Annotated in this window: 15 protein-coding genes; 3 read left to right on the forward strand and 12 right to left on the reverse strand. The window is 39.8% G+C overall.

Features of this window, described 5'->3' with window-relative positions:
• The 10 genes from dndC to AB1A03_RS14245 all read right to left on the reverse strand — a co-directional run bounded on the left by dndC (position 1) and on the right by AB1A03_RS14245 (position 13870).
• The gene (gene dndC, locus AB1A03_RS14200; protein ID WP_354625265.1) at positions 1-1767 is read right to left on the reverse strand and encodes a DNA phosphorothioation system sulfurtransferase DndC; all 1767 of its coding nucleotides are present in this window, start codon (positions 1765-1767) and stop codon (positions 1-3) included.
• Position 1768: 1 nt separating this feature from the next.
• Positions 1769-2860, reverse strand: coding sequence for a DNA sulfur modification protein DndB (dndB, locus tag AB1A03_RS14205; protein ID WP_354625266.1), 1092 nt, complete (start codon positions 2858-2860; stop codon positions 1769-1771).
• Positions 2861-3079: 219 nt separating this feature from the next.
• Positions 3080-5122 (reverse strand): DNA phosphorothioation-associated putative methyltransferase, encoded by a 2043-nt coding sequence (locus AB1A03_RS14210; RefSeq protein WP_354625267.1) that lies wholly within the window; start codon positions 5120-5122, stop codon positions 3080-3082.
• Positions 5123-5580: 458 nt separating this feature from the next.
• Complete coding sequence (locus tag AB1A03_RS14215) at positions 5581-5976, reverse strand: hypothetical protein (protein ID WP_354625268.1); 396 nt, start codon at positions 5974-5976, stop codon at positions 5581-5583.
• 358 nt (positions 5977-6334) lie between these two features.
• Positions 6335-6742, reverse strand: coding sequence for a hypothetical protein (locus AB1A03_RS14220; protein WP_354625269.1), 408 nt, complete (start codon positions 6740-6742; stop codon positions 6335-6337).
• 28 nt (positions 6743-6770) lie between these two features.
• Positions 6771-7835 (reverse strand): amidohydrolase family protein, encoded by a 1065-nt coding sequence (locus tag AB1A03_RS14225; RefSeq protein ID WP_354625270.1) that lies wholly within the window; start codon positions 7833-7835, stop codon positions 6771-6773.
• A 57-nt stretch (positions 7836-7892) separates the two neighbouring features.
• Positions 7893-8687, reverse strand: coding sequence for a metallophosphoesterase family protein (locus tag AB1A03_RS14230; protein WP_354625271.1), 795 nt, complete (start codon positions 8685-8687; stop codon positions 7893-7895).
• A 460-nt stretch (positions 8688-9147) separates the two neighbouring features.
• Complete coding sequence (gene cydC, locus AB1A03_RS14235) at positions 9148-10923, reverse strand: heme ABC transporter ATP-binding protein/permease CydC (RefSeq protein ID WP_354625272.1); 1776 nt, start codon at positions 10921-10923, stop codon at positions 9148-9150.
• A complete protein-coding gene (gene cydD, locus AB1A03_RS14240; RefSeq protein ID WP_354625273.1) occupies positions 10920-12719 on the reverse strand; it encodes a heme ABC transporter permease/ATP-binding protein CydD in 1800 nt (599 codons plus the stop codon). Before cydD ends, cydC begins: the two co-directional genes overlap by 4 nt.
• Before the next feature lie 284 nt (positions 12720-13003).
• Entirely contained in the window at positions 13004-13870 is an 867-nt protein-coding gene (locus AB1A03_RS14245) for an NAD(+)--dinitrogen-reductase ADP-D-ribosyltransferase (RefSeq protein ID WP_354625274.1), read from the reverse strand.
• 88 nt (positions 13871-13958) lie between these two features.
• On the opposite strand from AB1A03_RS14245, the gene AB1A03_RS14250 reads away from it, so the two are divergent.
• The 3 genes from AB1A03_RS14250 (at position 13959) to AB1A03_RS14260 (ending at position 16740) form a co-directional block, all read left to right on the forward strand.
• Positions 13959-14864 (forward strand): ADP-ribosylglycohydrolase family protein, encoded by a 906-nt coding sequence (locus AB1A03_RS14250; protein WP_354625275.1) that lies wholly within the window; start codon positions 13959-13961, stop codon positions 14862-14864.
• Between the two features lie 129 nt (positions 14865-14993).
• The gene (locus AB1A03_RS14255) at positions 14994-15860 is read left to right on the forward strand and encodes a mechanosensitive ion channel family protein (protein ID WP_354625276.1); all 867 of its coding nucleotides are present in this window, start codon (positions 14994-14996) and stop codon (positions 15858-15860) included.
• 67 nt (positions 15861-15927) lie between these two features.
• Positions 15928-16740 carry a competence/damage-inducible protein A gene (locus AB1A03_RS14260; RefSeq protein ID WP_354625322.1) on the forward strand — a complete coding sequence of 271 codons (813 nt, stop codon included), beginning with the start codon at positions 15928-15930 and terminating at the stop codon, positions 16738-16740.
• Positions 16741-16788: 48 nt separating this feature from the next.
• Here AB1A03_RS14260 and AB1A03_RS14265 read toward each other — a convergent pair whose 3' ends face one another.
• Together AB1A03_RS14265 and AB1A03_RS14270 are read right to left on the reverse strand one after the other, a co-directional pair.
• A complete protein-coding gene (locus AB1A03_RS14265; RefSeq protein WP_354625277.1) occupies positions 16789-18951 on the reverse strand; it encodes an MFS transporter in 2163 nt (720 codons plus the stop codon).
• A 98-nt stretch (positions 18952-19049) separates the two neighbouring features.
• Complete coding sequence (locus tag AB1A03_RS14270; RefSeq protein ID WP_354625278.1) at positions 19050-19811, reverse strand: hypothetical protein; 762 nt, start codon at positions 19809-19811, stop codon at positions 19050-19052.
• Between the last annotated feature and the right edge of the window lie 23 nt (positions 19812-19834).

Here is a 19834-nt window from a genome sequence, read left to right on the forward strand (position 1 = left end):
TTAAATATCCACCTTGCTTTGTTGTTCTAATTTAGCAAGCTCTGCTTCGTATTGGCTGATTTGATCTTTATGTACATCAAAGTCTGATTTACTTTGCAGGTTATGATGCTTCTCTTTAATCTCTTCCAGCGTGCCCCAGTCTTGTTTTAGTAGGGTGCCGATTTTATCAAACACACCAGTACGGCGACTTAATCCTTCTAATGAGATTTCAAGGTCGAGTAGCTTTTGAATCATCTCTGCAGAAACATCATGTTCAGCACCTAATTCATGCAGAATCTGCGCTTCAATTTCACCAAAGTTGTTATTGTCGTTGATTATCCAATCTAAGTCTTTACCATAAATACTACGGTAGATTTTAGGCAGTGAATCAGCCCAATCTGGTTCATTGGGGTCGTTTAACCACTCTTGGCGAATTGCATGTAGTTCAGGTTGGGTGATTAAGGTAACTTTGTAACCATCTTCGTTGAATTGTTTCTCTTGGGTTAATAGATGTGCTAACCATTCTTTACGGAACTTCATCATATATGGGCCAGGAATATGAGCACGGTCAATCGTTAACTCTTCGTCACTCTTAGCACGTTGATAGCTTACTTTACCCGTACGTCTTTTGAAGTTACGGTATTTAGATTTGTTCTCAGGAATACCTGTTTCAGAAAGCATGTTTCTAAAATCAAGTAATGGACGCATCCACTCTTCGCCATTTTGAATCAAGCTTTCCATTGCTCGGTCTTTGTTCACTACCGTACATGTCCAACAACCAAAACGAGAGTTACCGCAAGAGGGGGTGCTATCATCAATGACCATTGGGCACTCACCTTGGTCTGATGAATCTTTGTATAGATTCCATAGGGTCATGTTTTTTGAGCCCCACGGATTTTCCCACTCTAGATCGTATTTATTTAACCACTTTTTACCAATGCCCATAGGGGAGATCGTTACCTCTAAACTACAGGCACGTAAGATTTTCCAAACATCATCCATGCTCCAAGTATCGATTGGTGTATAGATAAATGCATTCGCTAAGGTGGTATGACGAGCTAACCGTGTATTTTCAATTTTATGTTTTGCAATCACCTGAGCACGTGAGGCACTTTCTTGACTACGAGATCCTAATACCACTATCACTTCATCGTATTTTGCGACTTTATCAGTGATAAAGTCACTCACTGGATCAATCTTCATTCGCTCTGTACACCAACGGAAACTCTGCGTTGGCGCTGGGTAACCTTTACCCAATAAACACGCCCAAAAGGTTTTATCTGGTTTTGGTAATACTTTATGGGTAGTGATCGGTAAGTTATCACGTCGAGCTTGATTAGCAATGCTCTCTAATGATTTGTTTACATGGTCGATAACTAGTGGTGTTTCAACTAATGTGTCAGAGGCAACGACGTAAATCTCTTTTGTACGTTTATCTTCATCCAGCGCCAATAATGCTAAATAGATTAATGTCACCACGGCTGATGAGTCTTTACCGCCACTGTAACCAATCACCCACGGGCGGTTGTCTGCACAATAGACGTTTTGCACATCTTTGATAAAGTGTTTTAAGGTAAAGCCATCATGGTTTTTCTCTTCACGTAATAACTCTCTACATAGGTTGGCGCTTACTGTATTTTTTAAATTATCTTCAAGCGCATTATATTGATTTAACTGCTCTGGTAATGAGTTGTGATTGTTATAGCGTTTAAAACCAGCAAAGAATTCGTTTTCAATATAGTCAACTTGCTCTTCGTCTAGGCCATCGGCTCTAAATAGATCAGCCATGTTATGCCTCTGTTTTTGTTATATGTTTGTTTTCTAAGGTGCGCTCATCGGGCGTTAACGCCAAACCTAATGCCGTTTTTAGCGCATTGGTGGTGAGTATTATATTGGTTGAGGCTTTGCTAAGTCTGCCATGCAACATGCTACGTTGTGCCCACTGCGGGTTAGACTTACGCCAATCAACGTCTTTAAGTTTTTTAATTGTTTGTTGCCAGTCATTCGGTTTAGCCGTTAATAATGCGCAACCAAGAGAGCCTAAAGCATGCAAACCTACGCCATGCGCGTGCACATACTCCTGACGGAATTGAGATGGGGAAATCTCTTTGTTTAATACCATCTGCCATTCTGGTGTCGCATCAAATACTGCTTGCCAGTATTCATTAGATAGCTCTTTCTCTTCTTCACTGAAACCATCTTTCATACCTTTACCCATTAGCGCTCTGTTGGCCTGTTTTAAGCTACTTAGCGTAAACAGCTTGCTACTTTTAGAGCTAACGCTAGATTTTTCCATCTCGGTAAAACCAACGAAGGGTTTTATATGTTGCGCTTGGTACCTTGCTAAATCAGCACTTTCATCACGTAGATCATATAAAGCACCGAGTGATGGGCTTGGTTTCACTGCATGTTTGTTCAAGTCTGCAAACATCTGCTGACTACGTTTTAAGCCTTCATCAACAAAAAAGACAACCGCAATGTTGTCGTGACCTAAATCTGGATTTTCTTTTAAAGCGGCTTCTATGGCTGCTCGTCTGTGTTGCCCATCATTGATAAGTATTTGTGCATCCATTGGAATACTTAACGTACCTAACCCAGAGAGACCTACCTCTGTGAATTTAATAGAGGACGCTACAGAAGCGGTAATCGCTGAAAAAACATAATCATCTCGATTTTCTGCAAGATAACGTGCCATTTCGGGAATACGTGATTTATTCAGAGTACGTTGAGCGCGTAGTTCAGGCGGTACTTCTTCTTCATCGAATACAAAAATTTTGGGAATAGTGTTTAACGGACAGGTCGCAAGGTAGAAAGGCTTGCCAGCTTGCATACCACTTACAGCAGGGAAAGAAAAACAGTAACCATCTTGAGAGTTATTCATAATATACCTCCTACGTTAAGTTTGACGTAATAATAAGTATAGCGCGTTATATTTAACGTACTAATTGCTGTTTAGATGTTATTGGTATAACTGGAAAGTTAGATATTCTATAAAAAAATAAGGATGAAAGCACTGTTTTCGTCAAGATTTGACATTAAAATGTCAAGTGAAACGTTAAATCTGCCGTTTGGTTACGTTATGTGGTTGCGTGGTGGGTTTTTATACAGCTCCCTGTTTAATAGTATATCCTGCAATTGTTCTATTTATGATCGCTAATTGGTTTTCAAAAGTCCCTCTTGAAATTAAAATATCGACGTTTTGTTCAAAGCCAAGTAATTTGGCTAACCGCTTATCAAAACTCAGCTGTTTTTTGTAATTATCAAAGCTCTCATCAATATAAGCACCTTTGTTAAGCAGTGGTGGTCTTCTATTTTCATTAATGTAATCAAAAAAATCGATATCTTGATCAGCCATTTTGATTTTGATGCGCTCTTTTAGGAAGGGAACTGCTTTGTTTTGAAAGTCGTCATAACCTGTGAGAGTGACTTTACCTGATGTGATATGGATTTTAACTAGGTCGATATCGTCATCTAATTCACCGTACATTTGTAATGCTGCATCAACATAAACACGTAATAAGAGAGGTAACTCGCTTAAAAACTGTTTGTGTAATATGAGTGAGTGGCCTTGGTTCATCACACTTGCTGGTAGGCTTTGGTGCGCTTTAATACATTGCTGTTCAATCAACTCAATATCGGAAATGGCAAACAGTAGCTCTGTTGCAAGGTTTATTGCCGTTTTGTATTCGCCAAACAATGCTTTTATATCGCGCTTTAGGTTTTCTGGTTGTTGGGTGTAGGGTTTGCGTTTTTCAAACAAACTGATAGCAAAGTAGGCGAGTAGATCTTCTTTGCGTTTATGCTGAGCTTGTTCAAATTCTGAAGTGTCGTAAAGCTCTTCAAGCAGTGAAAAGGTCTTTTTGAATGAGCCTGTTAATGCTTTTACTTGTTCTGCTTGTATAAACTCTTCATTCGCTGGAATGCGCCCAAGCTGTAAACAGCGTTGCCAAAAGTCATTATAAAGCGCTTGGTTTTGGGTGATTAGTAGTTTGGCTTTGTCTTTTTGTAATAGGCGTGTATCAACGGGCGCTGGTCCGGTGAGTTGTTTCCAACTGTGATGGCGTTTATATCGGCTCTGTAAGTAATTTTGCTCTGCAATTTTGTCTTTGAATATATAAAAGATACCGGGGGCTACGGTCACAGCCATTTCATCTAAGTGGCGCTCGATGTAACTTTTTATTTCACTTTGTGCGTAATATTTTTGGAAGGTGTTACGAGAGGTGATCACGCCATCTTTGTAGGGGGTAAATTGGTTTATATAGGTTTCGTTCGCCAGCATCACCGAAACCACTAAAAACTGCTCGGTTAGCTCCCAAGCGCCGAGTAAAGCGGCCAACCGTTCATCTTGATCTTCGATCACATTGAGTACAAAACCAATATTTACAATATCAGAAGTGACTTTGTCGTTATCTGGCTGAAAGTTTGGGTCCCACCCCATTGCATCTAAACCGTGTGCTTCTAGCTCTCTTAAGTCGTCACCACGGCCACAACCGTAATCAAATACGGTGTGATCACCAGCTAAAAATCCACTTTTAGCGAGCGTTTTCATGGGGGCTGAGAGTTCATGGCGAACAATCGCGGTTTTGTGGCGATCAATACTGTTTTCACTTTCTGTTTGTGCAACTGCGGAACAACGAAATAACCTGCCATCAACGAGCTCATAACCATGGCGGTTAATTAAGTTAAGCCATGATTGTTTGAAACCGATTATGCGCGTGTTTTCATATAACCCCGCATTTTCCCCCTCGTTGGTTAATTGAATAAAATGTTCGTAATGAGGGTTATCTTCTAAGACCATGGTTTCTTTACGATGCAAAATGGGTGGATTGTCAGATTTTGTATAGTCGGTAATGCGATGAGACAACTTACCTAAATCAACGTTAATACTTTTGTGCAGTGCAGGATAGGAATCAGTGTAAAACCCGGGATAACTGAGCAGTGATAAGCGAAAGTCTTTTTTAAATAACTTTACTAAATGCCAATCGTTTTCATCGATGCTTAAGGCTTTAGCAACGGCGGGAATAAAGCCCTTTAACGTGTTAGGCAGTTCGGAGAACGCGTCTTTATGCAGGTAGAGTGCATCGGGTAATTGTTTACCTGTTTTTATCTCTTTAACTAATTTTGCAAATAGCTTTGCGTCCATGTGTCACCTATAAATTGAGTCTCGTCGTTAGACAATTGCTTTATCACCCGTTGCGCCTTTTTAAGACTTTCCGTCTTCATCACCTTTATTATCTGCTCCAAAGGGGATGCGAATAGGGTAGTTTCGACCATAAAAATAACAGTTAGCAAACGTAACTCATTAATAACCTATTGTGCAATGATGTGCATCTGGTTATACCAATTACATTAAGTATGTGCTATAGAGCAGCTATTTACTGTAATTGGTATTACCAACACCTTAACGAAAATATCGCTTGCGGTTCTGTTTGTTTTAGCAATTCCGTTACAGTGTCTGTTTAAGCGCTTATAGTGATTCAGCTTGAATAACACTCTGATCACTTAGGTAATTGCATTGCTTGTGTTGATAGCCATTGAGTAGTTGATTGACTATTTTTTCTTTATGCAGAAAGGCCGTCAATGATGACGGCCTTGAATAATCTAAATAGCTTCAAACGCTTTTGCAAAGGGCTTAGGGTGTTTGTGAAATCTAATATGGTCTTCTGATTTTAGTGGTTTACTTCTTTGTGGAAACGGCTTGGCTAGGTAGCCCCAGTTGTCATGTTTTGAAAAGTAAATCACAAAATCGATATTTGCATCCCCCCACATATTTTGTACTACCACATCTTCGTTGTTACTTTCTAGAGTTTTAATTTGAATACGATAATATTTTTGACCGTCTGCAATGAGTAAATCAGTTTTCATTCCGTGGTCAATTTTAGGTTCGTATACTTCCCACCCATCGTTGAGTAACCAGCTTGTTGCTAGTGTTTCAAAAGAGATGTTTTCGTAGTGCTTTTTTGAAGATTGTTTCGGTGCTTGGTTTTTTATAGGCATAGTGATCCCAATTTAAAATTGATGCCGTATGACAGGTATGGCTTCCTGTAAACGAACCAAGTAGGCATAACGCACTACTCCCAATTTCAAATCACTATATAGCAGATTGCTTATATCGATTAGTAATGGCGGCCGGCCATGAAACTTTCCTGATAGGAAGCATTTCATTAATACTAATCAGGCTGATGGCCTGTGAATTGTATGTGTGGATAAAGTAACACTAAAAAATAGAGTTACAAGTTATTATTTTTTGAATGTAAATAAGTGTGATCTGATTACAAAATATGCTAATGCAGGATGCTTCGGTCAATTTATTTACCTTTCTTTAGCCGGGCAAAATTACTGTGCTACTGCATGTCTATTCTAAATTATTTTTTTCTCTTCGTAAGAATGCAATGAATAACACGCCTATAGAAACAGATAAAGCAATTAATATTTGAAAGGTAGCTACATGACAGGTCGATAATGGCGCTAAAGCTGAAACATCTATCCCAGTTTCCTTACCTAAATCTATTGCAATTTGGGCTAGCTGCTGTAACTGCTTTTGTCCATTTGTTAATGCTAAATTATTGCCAATACAAAATGCTAGATAGGCTACAGCAATTATTAATGCTTCCTTGAAGCTTTTCGTTGCTTTTTGACTCCCTATAACGAAGCCTGCAACTGAAATTGAAACTACGCTGAAATAATCCCACAGTTTGTCAACTTGTGAATAATGGGCTTGATATAGGCTAATTGCTTCAAATACACTATTAATATCACTCATATTCTTCTCCTGTCACTAGACACAATTTTTACTTGCCATAAAGGTATGTTTCTGGATTTTTACGTGTTATTAAATCAAAGTGTTTTGGATTTAATTTATCTTGGATATTGGTTGTTATATCGTTTTCTTTAATTTTATTGCTTGTTGCGATATAAAAGTCGGTACCGAATAAAATACGCGAGTTTATCGGGGCTTCTTCTTCCATCATATTAGCTAGCACATTTAGGTTGTTAGATTTTGCACTACAACTGTAGCTAATGTCAGTGAAAAGGTTTGGATACTGATTGCTGTTTATCATCTGTTTTATGATGCTATGCCAATGGTCTGGATTTTTGGGGTTAATACTTGAGGTACTGATGCTCTGCCAGTCACTATCACTGCCAAAGTGTGCAAGGCATATTCTTAATTTTTTAAATTTTTTTAATATTTCTATGTAATGTATTGGGTTCATATATTCGAGCGCAGCTTTTCTATTTTTGGCAAAGCGTCGATAGCCCTGATAAACATCCCCTTTTGCACAATGTGCCATTAATGGAAGGTTCATTTGCATGAGGTATGGATAAATATCATTGATGAGCACAGGGTGATCAGGGCGGTAGCCCAAAGGTGGGTATATTTTCACTCCTTTAATCCCATTTTGTTCAACAAGCTCTTTTAATTTTGATAGTGCATTGGGTTGCCTAGGATTTATGTGTGCAAACGGTATTAATTTATCTCGATATTTCTCGTCGTTACAAAGTTCGACTAGCTCCTTATGTTGTTTATCAATATTTTCTTTTACTTTTCCTCGCTCCATTAACTCCATATCCATGGGCAAAACTATAAATTTCATATTAGGGTATTGTTTGTAACAACTTATTAGTGCATCTGCATTTTCTTGTTGTGTATCGCGATAAGCTGTTTCTACAAATCCTGCATATCGATGTGCCAAATCATTTTCAGAAAATGGAATAATAGTTTTCATCACAGTTTGAATGATTTTTCTTAGCCATTTAATCCGTGCAGCTTTTACAAAACCTAAATAGAAATATCGGTCGGGTATGTGTTTATGGGTAAATATATGAGTGTGGCAATTATAGATATATTTTGTCATGTTATTGCCCTCTTAGGGCGAGTATCGATTGATCATCGCCCTTACTGAATGTCACAATTAAAAGGAGGTGAGTGCGACAGATGTTAAGTTATGCCTTAATATAATTTCACGAAACTGTAATCTGTCATGAGGGGTTTGCTCAGTCGATTTTCCAGAAGCCAGCATCCAATCAATATCAAATTGGCCGTTATAAGCTTCTGATTTGTGATCGTGTCCAAAGCAAAGGATATCCACTCTTGAGGCTAGCATGCGCAATAATTTCTTAGCATCATCCATTTCCATCCCAAATTTTCGATCGAAAGGGTGATGGTGAAAATAGACAACAATAGATTTATTTCCTTGGTATTTTTTTAATAGTTTGTCAATTGCTATTCTTTGTGGCTCTCCTACTTCTCCGCTCGCAAAGTGAAGCAGTTGATTTTCATTACCTACAACCGAGTCTACTCCAATAAAAATGGTGTCATCTATCTCAGTTATCATAGGGTAGATATTTTCCATTTTTATTGATGGATTTTCTGCTTCTTTATGGTTAATGAGTTTTGCTAGCATGTATTCTTGGAATAATTGCTGTGATTTTTCAGTGTAGATATTTCCTTTGTATCCATAATCATGATTACCTGGTGTTGGTAATACAGTAAACTTAGCTTCTACTAATGGTTTTAATATATTGAGAGCATTTTCGTATTGTTCCTCACTACCATCATCTGTGATATCACCAGTAATTAAAATTGTAATAGGTTGACTTGCATAGTTTTTCATAATGTAGCTTACAAGTGTCTTTGCATTTATGTTGTCGGGGTGTTTATTAGAGCCGTGAATATGGAGGTCGCTGATATGAATAATTGTAGTCATAATTAACTCCGTTTTAACTGAGTAGTAATGTTTTATTTGTACACTGCCTACAGGCTTGAGTAATTATGGTCAGACATCTAATATTTAGCAGTCTGTTTTTTACTTTCCCTTGACTTATGTCATTTCTTTATCACTTTAATTTAATCTAACGTCTAATTTCAAACTTTTGAATTGTTTTCTGCTCTCATTAACGGGTTAATGCAATCCAAAAAAGCGATATTTTGATCAGTTGTTTAATTTTCACAGTCCTCATAACTGAGGTGTGGCCTTGCTTCATAACAAAAGCAGTAGTCTTTTTTTTGAGTAGAATATAGGGGGGCCTCAGTGGTAAGATGAACTGGTGAATCACACTTCTTTGTGATATCACCGAACTGTTTATTGATAGGCGCAAGTAGATGTATGTGAAGTGCATCTAGGGCTATACCGTAACCAAATAGATTACGGTCATTATTAATATGCGCTAATTTAATTGTTGATAAAGACTGGCGTAATAGGCATCTTTTGTTAATAACTCAGCATGCTCTCCTGATACACGCAATACGCCATTTTCCATCAAGTGAATATTATCCATTGCACTCATTGCGGTTAATCGGTGACTGATCATTAAAACGGTTTTATCCTTGGCAAATGCGAGCAGTACAGAGAGAATTTCACGTTCAGTACGCTTATCTAACCCCTCCGTTGGTTCATCCAACAGTAAAATAGGTGCATTACGTAGCAAGACACGTGCAACACCAATACGCCTTTGTTCACCGCCGGAAAGCTGTCTGCCTCCTTCGCCTATCCAGATATCAAGTGGATTCTCTCCTTCTGTTAGTATAGAAAGGCCAACTTTTCTCAATACCTCAATAAGGCGTTTGTCATTTTCCGCTTGAGCCTGTTGTTGCTCCGTAAAGGTTGAATATTCAACTAAATCGGGTTGTGCTAGCGTTAAATTGCTACGTAATGTGCCAGCAAATAGGTAGATTCGCTGACTCACGATAGAGAGTCCCTTGCTCAGCGCTGCCTGACTATATTGATTAATAGGCTGTTCATCTATTAGTAGGCAACCCGAACTCGCTTCCCATTCTCTTGTAATTAGTGATAGAAGGGTTGATTTACCACAACCTGTTTGGCCCAGCAATGCGACTTTTTCCCCTGCTTTTATTGATAAATTGATCCCTTTAATTATTTCTTCACTGTCGGGATATGAAAAACAGATATCCTTGAGGGTAATGCTACCGCTTTTTATGGCATATTGATTACCTTGATTAAATACAATGTCAGGGGTTTGCTCTACTAATTCATTAACGCGTTTGCTGGCATTAATACAAGATGATAAATGTTGAAAAGCACCGGCAATAGGCATCAGCATTTCAATACAGGCGAGTGCCATAAATGTCAGCATTGCTAACATAGGTCCCGGCGGTTGCTGGTCGCCAATACCAGAAGATGCAATATAAAGTACAAGTACGACAATACCGCCATGTAATAGGATCAAGGCGGCTTGGCTAAAGGCGACAATATTAGCGATGGCTGCTTGGCTTGCTAAAAGTTGATCTTCAGAGTCTGCTATTTTTTTACGGAAACGGTCATGTGCGGCAAACAGGGAGATCTCTGCTAATCCCTGTACAAACTCTAATAGTTGTACGCGTAAAATACGTCTTTTTTCTAGTTCCTGTACGCCAGGTTTTCGCCCTAGATAATAGAATAGCCACGGTAAAATAAGCCACATGAGCAGGAGACTGGCACAAAAAATGAGCGCGATTTGCGCATCTATCCAAGCAACAAACAGATATAAGCCAGCAAGCATCATTAATGCTGCCAACATGGGGGTAATTAAACGTAGATAGAGGTGATCTAAGGTGTCAATATCTGCAACTAGCCGATTAAGTAAATCACCTTGTCTAACGCCTTGCATATTGGACGCGCTTAGCGGCAATACTTTACGCCAAGCCCATACGCGTAGTTGCGTAAGTAGTTTGAAAGTTGCCTCATGGGTTGTTAAACGTTCACCGTAGCGACTGCCGGTGCGTACGATTGATAGAAAGCGAACACCACCTCCAGGGGTTAGATAATTAAAAGCCTGTGCGCTGACAACTGTTAACCCTGCCACTGCAGAGGCGGATAAAAACCAGCCGGAGAGTGACAACAGGCCAATGGCAGCCATTAAAGCCACAATGCTTAAAAATAAGCCTAATATCATCATTAGCCACTGATGTTTAAATAATTTTATAAAGGGCAGTAAGGCTCTCATGAATGATGCTCCGTATTTGCTTGTTGTTCATCTTCTTGCATTTGTTTAAATAACCCTGCGCTATTTTGCAATGCTGTAAAGCTTCCCTGTTGTACAATACGGCCTTTTTCTAACACCCAAATAGTATCTACCCTTTGTAATTGATCAATGCGGTGGGTGACCATTAAACTACTGGCACCGCTGGTGGCCGAATGTAATGCAGCAAGTACGGCTTGTTCGCTATGTCTATCTAAACTAGCCGTTGGTTCATCGAGTAAAAAAAGTGCAGCCTCTTGTCCAAGTGCTCGGGCTAATGCAATGCGCTGCGCTTGTCCCACAGAAACGCCACTCATTTGTTCACCAATGGGATGGTCTAATCCAAGCGGTTGCTGCTCAATAAAATCGGCTATTTGCGCCTTTGTTAATAGAGAGAAGATTTTATCATCGCTCATGTTCGGATTAGCCATAGCGATATTATCACGTACTGTGCCATGAAAAAGCTGAGGCTCTTGGCCAAGCCAAGCTAAATGAGAACGCCACTGTGAGATGGGGATTTCTTTTAATTCAATCCCATTAATGGTTAGTGACCCTTGATAGGGTAGAAAGCCTAATAAACCATTTATTAGGCTGCTTTTACCTGCTCCACTTGGGCCGACTACGGCGATATGTTGCCCGCTTTTAAGTTGAAAATTGAGTGGGCCAGCAAGGGTGACTCCGGTATGACTTTGTACGCAGAAATCGTTAGCAATAATATCGACGCTTTTTTGCCAGTCTACAGCTGGGATCTGTTCATTGCTCGTTGTTGCTTGAGGATTATTTTCTACTTTGTATTCTAATAAACTCATTAGCTCTTGTGCAGCACCAATCGCTTGTGCTTTAGCATGATAATGGCTACCCATATCACGTAGTGGTTGATAAAACTCAGGTGCGAGCATTAATATAAACATTCCCGCAAATAGGCTAAAGCCTGCACCATAATCACCAAAACTAAAATGTCCTAGGAAACTAAATCCAAAGTAAATGGCTAATAAGGCAATAGAGATGGCTGCAAAAAATTCTAAAACAGCGGAGCTTAAAAAGGCAATACGTAGTACCTCCATGGTTTTTTGACGAAACGACTCAGATGCTGCTTCTATTTCCTTTCCTTCTGCTTCACCACGGTTGAATAATTTCAAGGTTTTTAAACCTTTCAAACGATCCATAAAATGTCCGCTTAATTTAGCGAGGGCGGTGAAATTTTTTCGATTGGCGTCAGCTGCGCCCATGCCAACAAGCACCATAAATATCGGGATCAGTGGCGCGGTACAAAGTAAAATCAATCCCGCTGTCCAATTGACAGGAAAAACGACAATTAAAATGCAAAACGGGATAAAAACAGCCAGTAACATTTGTGGTAAATATCGGGCATAAAAATCATGTAGATCTTCCACTTGTTCAAGCACAATGGTCGCCCATGCGCCAGCAGGTTTGCCTTTTACAAACGCGGGCCCTAATTCATTAAGTTTATTAAGTACAGCGTGGCGGATATGCTGTCTGAGTCGTTTACCTGCTTCAAAACAGCTTCTTTCACGAGCAAATGCCAGTAGTGCGCGTACTGGAAGTAGGGCTAGCAACCCTATAAACGCGTCATTAAATTCAGATTTAGGCAGGTTTAAAATGATAATGCCATGTAAAATTGTAGAGATTAAATAGGCTTGCAATATTAATGCAAAACCACTCAACAGGCCGAAAATAACGGTTAGATTTAGGTAAAAACCACATATCTTTTTCTGTTTTTTTAACCAAGCGGTAAGCTGTTTTTGTAATGGTTTATCCATATTATTCCTGGCGTTTGAATGTTTTATCGATACAAAATGTAATAGTAATCCCTTTAATTATATAAATTATTTATGTGTAGAAATAAATGCATATTAACGAGGCATGGATTACTACAATTGGTTGTTTTAATTGAAAATATATGACGAAACTAGAATTTATTTTAACAACCATTAATGCATAGATAATTATAGGATTGGCTATAATATGTGAAGTATCGCATGTTCTTGTCTATCAGCAAAAAGATTTAGTCGTTAGTTAACATGGGTATATAAATCGAGGAAGGTTATCGAGTTATTGTCGTTTGGTAGATTCCTCCAACCACTAAATATTCATTTTCACCTTTCAGTACGCCGTTCAACAGTTCTGGGAAGTAAAGTATTTTGCTATAAGGAACCTGAGTCTCAAGAATGACATCCCCGAAGGTGCCAGAAAAATCACGATCACTAGTAAATGAATTGAGATTATTTAGTAATAACAGTGGTTGATTGTCGCTAATATTGCCTATTTTGTGGTGCTGTTCAAGGTGGTTAACTCCGCGATATAATAAGTAGTGTGTATTTAAAGGTAGGATACGTTGAAGTTCGTACTGGCAATAGGTATAGAGTAAATCCAACTGCGCTTCTAACGCATTACTGTTATATAGGCCGCGGACATAGTCGCTTTGATAGGCACGGTTAATGATACAGTTTGGATTGTTGAGTAGGCCATTGTGGTTAAGGGTAAGCAGTCCAAAACGCGATTCAACCCAGCGCTTCATCACAGCCGCTTCGACACCTTCTGCATTAAACATCCAACCCCGTAAGAGACGAAGGTAATCGGCTTTATCGCGTTTTATAGAACCGGTTTGTGGTGTAAAACCTGCTTCATCACTTTTGCCTAATAGGAACGCTGAACACATATATTGATGAAAGTGTAGCGCGCGTACCTCTTTACTTGTTATGTTCGCTAATGCGTTGAAAAAATCGTGATGTAACGCCGTAACACAATCGATAGAGAGTGCAATCGGGTGCTGTTGATATGTATGACTGCCTAGTATATAGGCAGGGACATTACAACGGTTCAGCGAAGTGTAAGCAAACATCGGTAAAGAGGCGCAGGGGGCTTTACACACTTTTGAGTCGCGATGTTCTGTTATATGATAATCGGTCATGGTGATAATATATACCCATCACCGTTAGAGATGCAAATTCACCAAAAAATGCGCGGTCAGAGTGTTGTCGAAAATAGGGATATAAATAATGCAAAATCGTAAACAGCGTTATCTAGGTGCGCTACTGGGGTTGGCAACGGGGGATGCGCTGGGCACCACATTGGAGTTCAAAGAGCGAGGTAGCTTTGAGCCCTTAATGGATCTTGTCGGCGGTGGACCATTTCGTTTACAGGCTGGGCAATGGACGGACGATACATCAATGGCGTTATGTCTTGCCACATCACTACTAAGCTGTAATGGCTTTGACGCCGACGATCAAATGCAGCGCTACAACAACTGGCGTACACAGGGGTATATGAGTAGCAACGGCCGTTGTTTTGATATTGGCGTTACCGTTTCAGAGGCGTTGAGTCAATATCTAAGTGATGGTAACCCCTATGCAGGCTCCACAAATCCCTTTTCAGCAGGTAACGGATCATTAATGCGTCTTGCCCCAGTGGTGATGTTTTATAGTCCTAATTTAAACCAAGTTATCCATTTTGCTGGTGAAAGTTCTCGTACCACACATGCCGCCAAGGAGTGTATTGATGCGTGTTGCTATTTTGCCTCGTTGCTTCATTGCGCATTTTCAGGTGAAGATAAAGAGCGTATTTTAAGTTGTTCGTTATATCAACCGACGACGCGTAAAATAAAAGCCATTCAGCAACAGGCTTACCGAGAAAAAAGCGCGATGGATATTAAGGGCAGTGGTTATGTCGTCGACTGTTTAGAAGCGGCACTATGGTGTTTTGCTAAGAGCGATAATTACGCGGACGCGGTACTGCTTGCTGCTAATTTAGGAGATGATGCAGATACCACCGCCGCCGTATGTGGGCAGATAGGCGCATTTTATGGTTTGCAAGGGATCCCTACTAAGTGGCTGGAAAAAATCACACAAGCGCAAGATATACAGGTCATGGCTGAACAGTTGTATGATATAGGGCGCAATAAATAACAATTTGAAAATAGTGTATTAATTGCTGATTTAGCATAATATTGTCGACACCTGTTAGCCGAGCTGTTTTTTGATTGTAAATAGCTCTTTGCTAGTACAAAAGTCAACCCATTAATCGTTAGGTAAATCATGATAACATTTTCACAAGTTGCTGCCTTTTTTAATCTAAATGTGATAACAATCGGTAATCAGCCCATTACCGTGGGTAATGTACTTATTATTCCCGCATTTATAGTCTTTGGATTATGGTTCACCAAATTTATGGTGAAGTTTATTACTAAGCGTTTAGCTTCACGTAATACCGATCCCAATGTTATTCATTTGCTGCAACGACTTTTTTATGTTTTAGCCATTGTCATTTTAGTTATCACCACATTAGACATGATTAATGTGCCGATTACCGCCTTTGCTTTTCTCTCAGGTGCGATTGCTATCGGTTTTGGTTTTGGTGCACAAAATATCATTAACAATTTTATCAGTGGTTGGATTTTAATATGGGAAAAGCCGATTAGAATTAGAGACTTCCTTGAAGTTGATGGGGCAAAGGGGACAGTTGAGGAGATTAATACGCGCTCGACTAAAATTCGTCGTATTGATGGCGTCCATATGCTTATTCCAAATAGTAAATTATTGGAAAACACCGTTATCAATTGGACGCTGGTCGACCAACTAGTTCGAACATCTGTACGTATCGGAGTGGCTTATGGCTCATCAGCACGTCAGGTAGCAGATTTAATTCTACAAGCCGCTAAGGAGCAACCTGAAGTTTTAAAAGATTCACCACCCATTGTATCCTTTGAAGATTTTGGTGATAACGCCCTTATTTTTGAGGTGAATTTTTGGATTAATTCCAATGTAGAAGGGGGGCTGCGTATTGTCCGTAGTAATATCCGTTTTAGAATCGATGAGCTATTTAGTGAAAATAATATCGTTATTGCCTTCCCACAACGTGATGTACATATTGATGGCTCGCTAACGATTAATCGTCAGCGCTAAACCGGGTGGCTAACCTTTTTGTTTTATAGATTTAGCTATATTTTATCGGTACAAGGAATGTTAATTGATGAACAAAACTGCTGATGTAGAGATACTGATTGTTGGCAATGAAATATTAAGTGGTGATATTGTTGATAGTAATACGAATTGGTTGTGTAAATTTATTCATCAACGAGGAGGGGCGGTAAGCCGTGTAACCGTCGTCCCGGATGTTATCGAAGTTATTGCCGACGCGGTTCGTGCTGCTGTATCAAGGCAGGTCGATATCCTTTTTACTTCTGGCGGTTTAGGACCAACGTCGGATGACTTAACACTTCAAGCGGTGGCAAAAGGGAGTGACCGCGACCTTGTCTTACATAGCGAAGCACTTGAATTGGTGCGTAAGCAGTATGATCATTTTTTCGAAGCGGGCATTATGTCACAGGGTGGGTTAAACCCTGCACGGGAAAAAATGGCTTATTTGCCTGTTGGCAGTGAGCCAATTATTAATCCCATTGGTACTGCTCCAGCGGTTTTTTTACCGTTACAACAGACCACCATAATAAGTGTCCCGGGTGTACCTTCGGAATTACAAGCAATTATTGAACAATCATTGCAACCCTTTTTAGATAGCGTTTTTGTCGGTGGTGCTGCTATATCGAAGCGCGTAACGGTCAGTTGCAACGATGAATCGCTGCTCGAATCGGTTTTGCTGCCCGTTGTGAAAAACTATCCCGAAATATATACCAAGTCATTAGCGACAACGATTGGTGAAAAACCGGAGATGGATATTATTATGTCCATATCGGGTATCGGTGAAAAAACTTTCATTTTAGAAAAAGCCTTTCAGGAATTATGTGATGGCCTCACTCGGCTTGGTTTCGCCATCAAAAAATGCTAATTAGGGGTTTTTTATTTACTATTCCAAAAGTAAATAAAGCTTAGTTTATTATTTATGATTTTCTATAGCCTCACTGTTTATCTCCTGCTGCTGAGTACTTACCGCATCTAATAGCTGATCCTTTATCGGGTCTTGTTCAGGTTTATCATCAATAGAAAGCGTTAACTCTTGATTAGAAACTGCGTCTGTATCTTGTAGTAATTCGACCATTTGTGAAGCTACATCAGGCACTGAATCTACGATAGTTGTGGCAACCTCGATGGCATACTCTGGGATATGCTCTACAACTTGTACAATATAGTCATTGACTGCATGCTCTACGTTTTCAGCGGCCTCTCGCGCTGATGTTTGTTTACCTTCATGCAAAATTAGATTATGTACATAGGCTTCTGCGACCATATTAGCAGATTCAGGCAATGCTTCTGAGACGGTTAATGCCAATTCGGCAGACTGCTCGGGAGAGACCTCAGATAAGCGGTTATATAACTCCGTTGCCGTCTCTTGAGAAGCCGCTGCACATCGGTCCACCGGGCGCATTTCGGAGAGTGATTCAGATAAATTTTCCATATATTTTTGCGTTATTTCTAAGAGCTCACTAGGATGATTTTGATGCATGTTCTCCGCGGCTAATTCCATGATGGTGACACCATTATCCGGCATCGCATTGGCAATCGCGACAATGATTTTAGTATATTGCTCAGGGTATTCGGTTGTTATCCAATCAACTAACTGTTCCGCTTGGTCGGGTGAAGCGTTGGTCAATGCTGTTGCAATTGGTAACGTCATTTCTGGCGCTGCAGCGGTAATTGCTGTATATAATTTTGCAATATCAATCTCTTCGATAGTACTTAATGTTGCAGCTAAATTTGATGCATGAATAGGATCACGTAAAGCTAAAGCCTTGGCCATATTTACTGCGGCAGCGGGGTTATTTGTCGCTAAATTAATTGCGGCTTCAACTTCCTCTTTATACTCAAACGAAGGGGTATATTCGGTTCTAGGATTTAGTGCTGATACAGCACCTGATGGGGTTTGCATAATAAAATGTTCCTGCTCTTGAGCAGGCAATGCAACGCGCTGCTGCATACGTACGATTATAAAAATGAGCAATGTTATAGCGGTAAATAAGATGAAAGCAAATAAAGCATTACTGCCAAAAGCACTCATCACAACGGATGCGAAATAGGGGCCTAAAATACTACCTAATGCATAGATGAATAATAGCGAAGACATGGCCGCTAAAATTTGTCCCTTAATCACTTTATCAAAGGTTTCTGACATACTCATAGGGTACAGGCAGGCCACAATTCCTGTAATAATAGCAATAGTTGTAAGGCTTAATTTAAACATTGCTGTCGTGACCAGTAAAGGGACTAATAGGGACAAGATAATAATAGTTGCGAGCATTGCCAGCATGACTTTACGTCGGTCAAAATGGTCAGATAGGTAGGCTATAGGAAATTGCAAGATGATTGCCCCAGAGATTGCTGCCCCCATGAACAGTGATAAATCTAACCCTGTTATGCCGTTATTGCCTGCAAATATTGGTAACATATTAAGCAATCCGGCATACAGTACACCACAATAAAAGCAACTAACCACACCTAAGGGTGATAACTTAAAAAGTGTAATTAAAGACATGGATGGACTGTCTTCAATCTGTGGTCCTTTTTGTTTACTAATAACAATGGGGGTGATCGATAAACTAAATAAAATACCGACAATAACAAACAGTGTTATTTCCGATACAGGGGCGAATGTTAATAAAAATTGCCCCAAGAAAAGCGCACTCATGATGACCATCTGATGAATGGATAGAATACGTCCTCTATTTTTTTCAGTCGCACTATGGCTTAACCAGCTATCGATTGTGGCAAATGCACAGGCCACAGAAAATCCAGTTACAATACGCATTAAGCCAAGTATATAGGGGTCTGGGTAGAGGCCAGATAAGAGGATGGCGACCGAGGTTAAGCTACCAGACATGGCAAAGATGCGAATATGACCAACCCGTTGCAATAGTTTACGGCTGTAAATAGCACCGAATAAAAAGCCTACGGATAACATTGATAAAACAAGACCAATGTGGCTGAGGCTAACACCATCTACCTGCATTCTCACGGGTAACAAAAGATTGCTAAGGCCATAACCTAGCATGAGTAAAAAACTACTAGATAGTTGCAGTAGCAAAGGTCTTATCGTTGTTATCACTGTATTATTCTCTATTACTACTGTCGTTATAAAAGTGGGTTTGGTATTTGTATGAGTATGGTATAGCAATTAACGCGGCAGACCAATGTTAATAGGTATTATTGCAAAGCTAATTTATGCTGTTGTATGAGCAAATACCCCCCCCAAAGGTAACTTAATAAAATCAGTATGCTACCTATAGTAAAAGCAATGGTTGCAATTGTTTGGGTGTGTGCAAGGTTGCCCGTCATGCTAAGCAAATTTCCCCAGTCATGGCTTTCTTCGCCTTTATTCAATATTAAAGGGAGCAAGCGATGTTGCGCATCTGCAATATAGGGGCTGATATCAATAAAATTCTGACCGCACCACCAAAGCATGATTGAAGCGGCAAAATTGTCTTTTTGCTGAATAGTAAAAAGTAATAGGATCAGTAAGGGTAACATTATTTGAAATAAGCTGCCGCCTAAAATAGACCAAAACCGTCCAAAAGGCATAAAAAGAAAGTGGCCAAACTCGTGAAAGGGTAAATTGGCGTTATGTAAAAAAGAGCTGCCAATACTTTGCCAATCAATGCCACCTAAAATGAACGACCAACCCCATATAAAAAAAAGTAAAAAAGTTAAAGTACGCCCGTATAAAGCGATTGTGTCAACCTGATAGGGAACCGATAAAAATAGATCCTTTAGTAATTCCAAGCGACTCATGGTTGTATCATCGACATTATCTTCCATATACGGGGTATTGTTACTGGTACTGGTTTCCTGAGCACTCCATTTGCTATAGACAATGCCGCAGGCAGGGCAGACGTCTTGATGAACTAATGCGTCGTATTCAGTACGCTGATACTGACATTTAGGGCATATAGGTAAATTGTCGGGCATCACCACCTCTTGGTTAATCTAGT

Origin of the sequence: Psychromonas sp. MME2, assembly GCF_040566515.1 — a bacterium.
GTDB lineage: Bacteria > Pseudomonadota > Gammaproteobacteria > Enterobacterales > Psychromonadaceae > Psychromonas.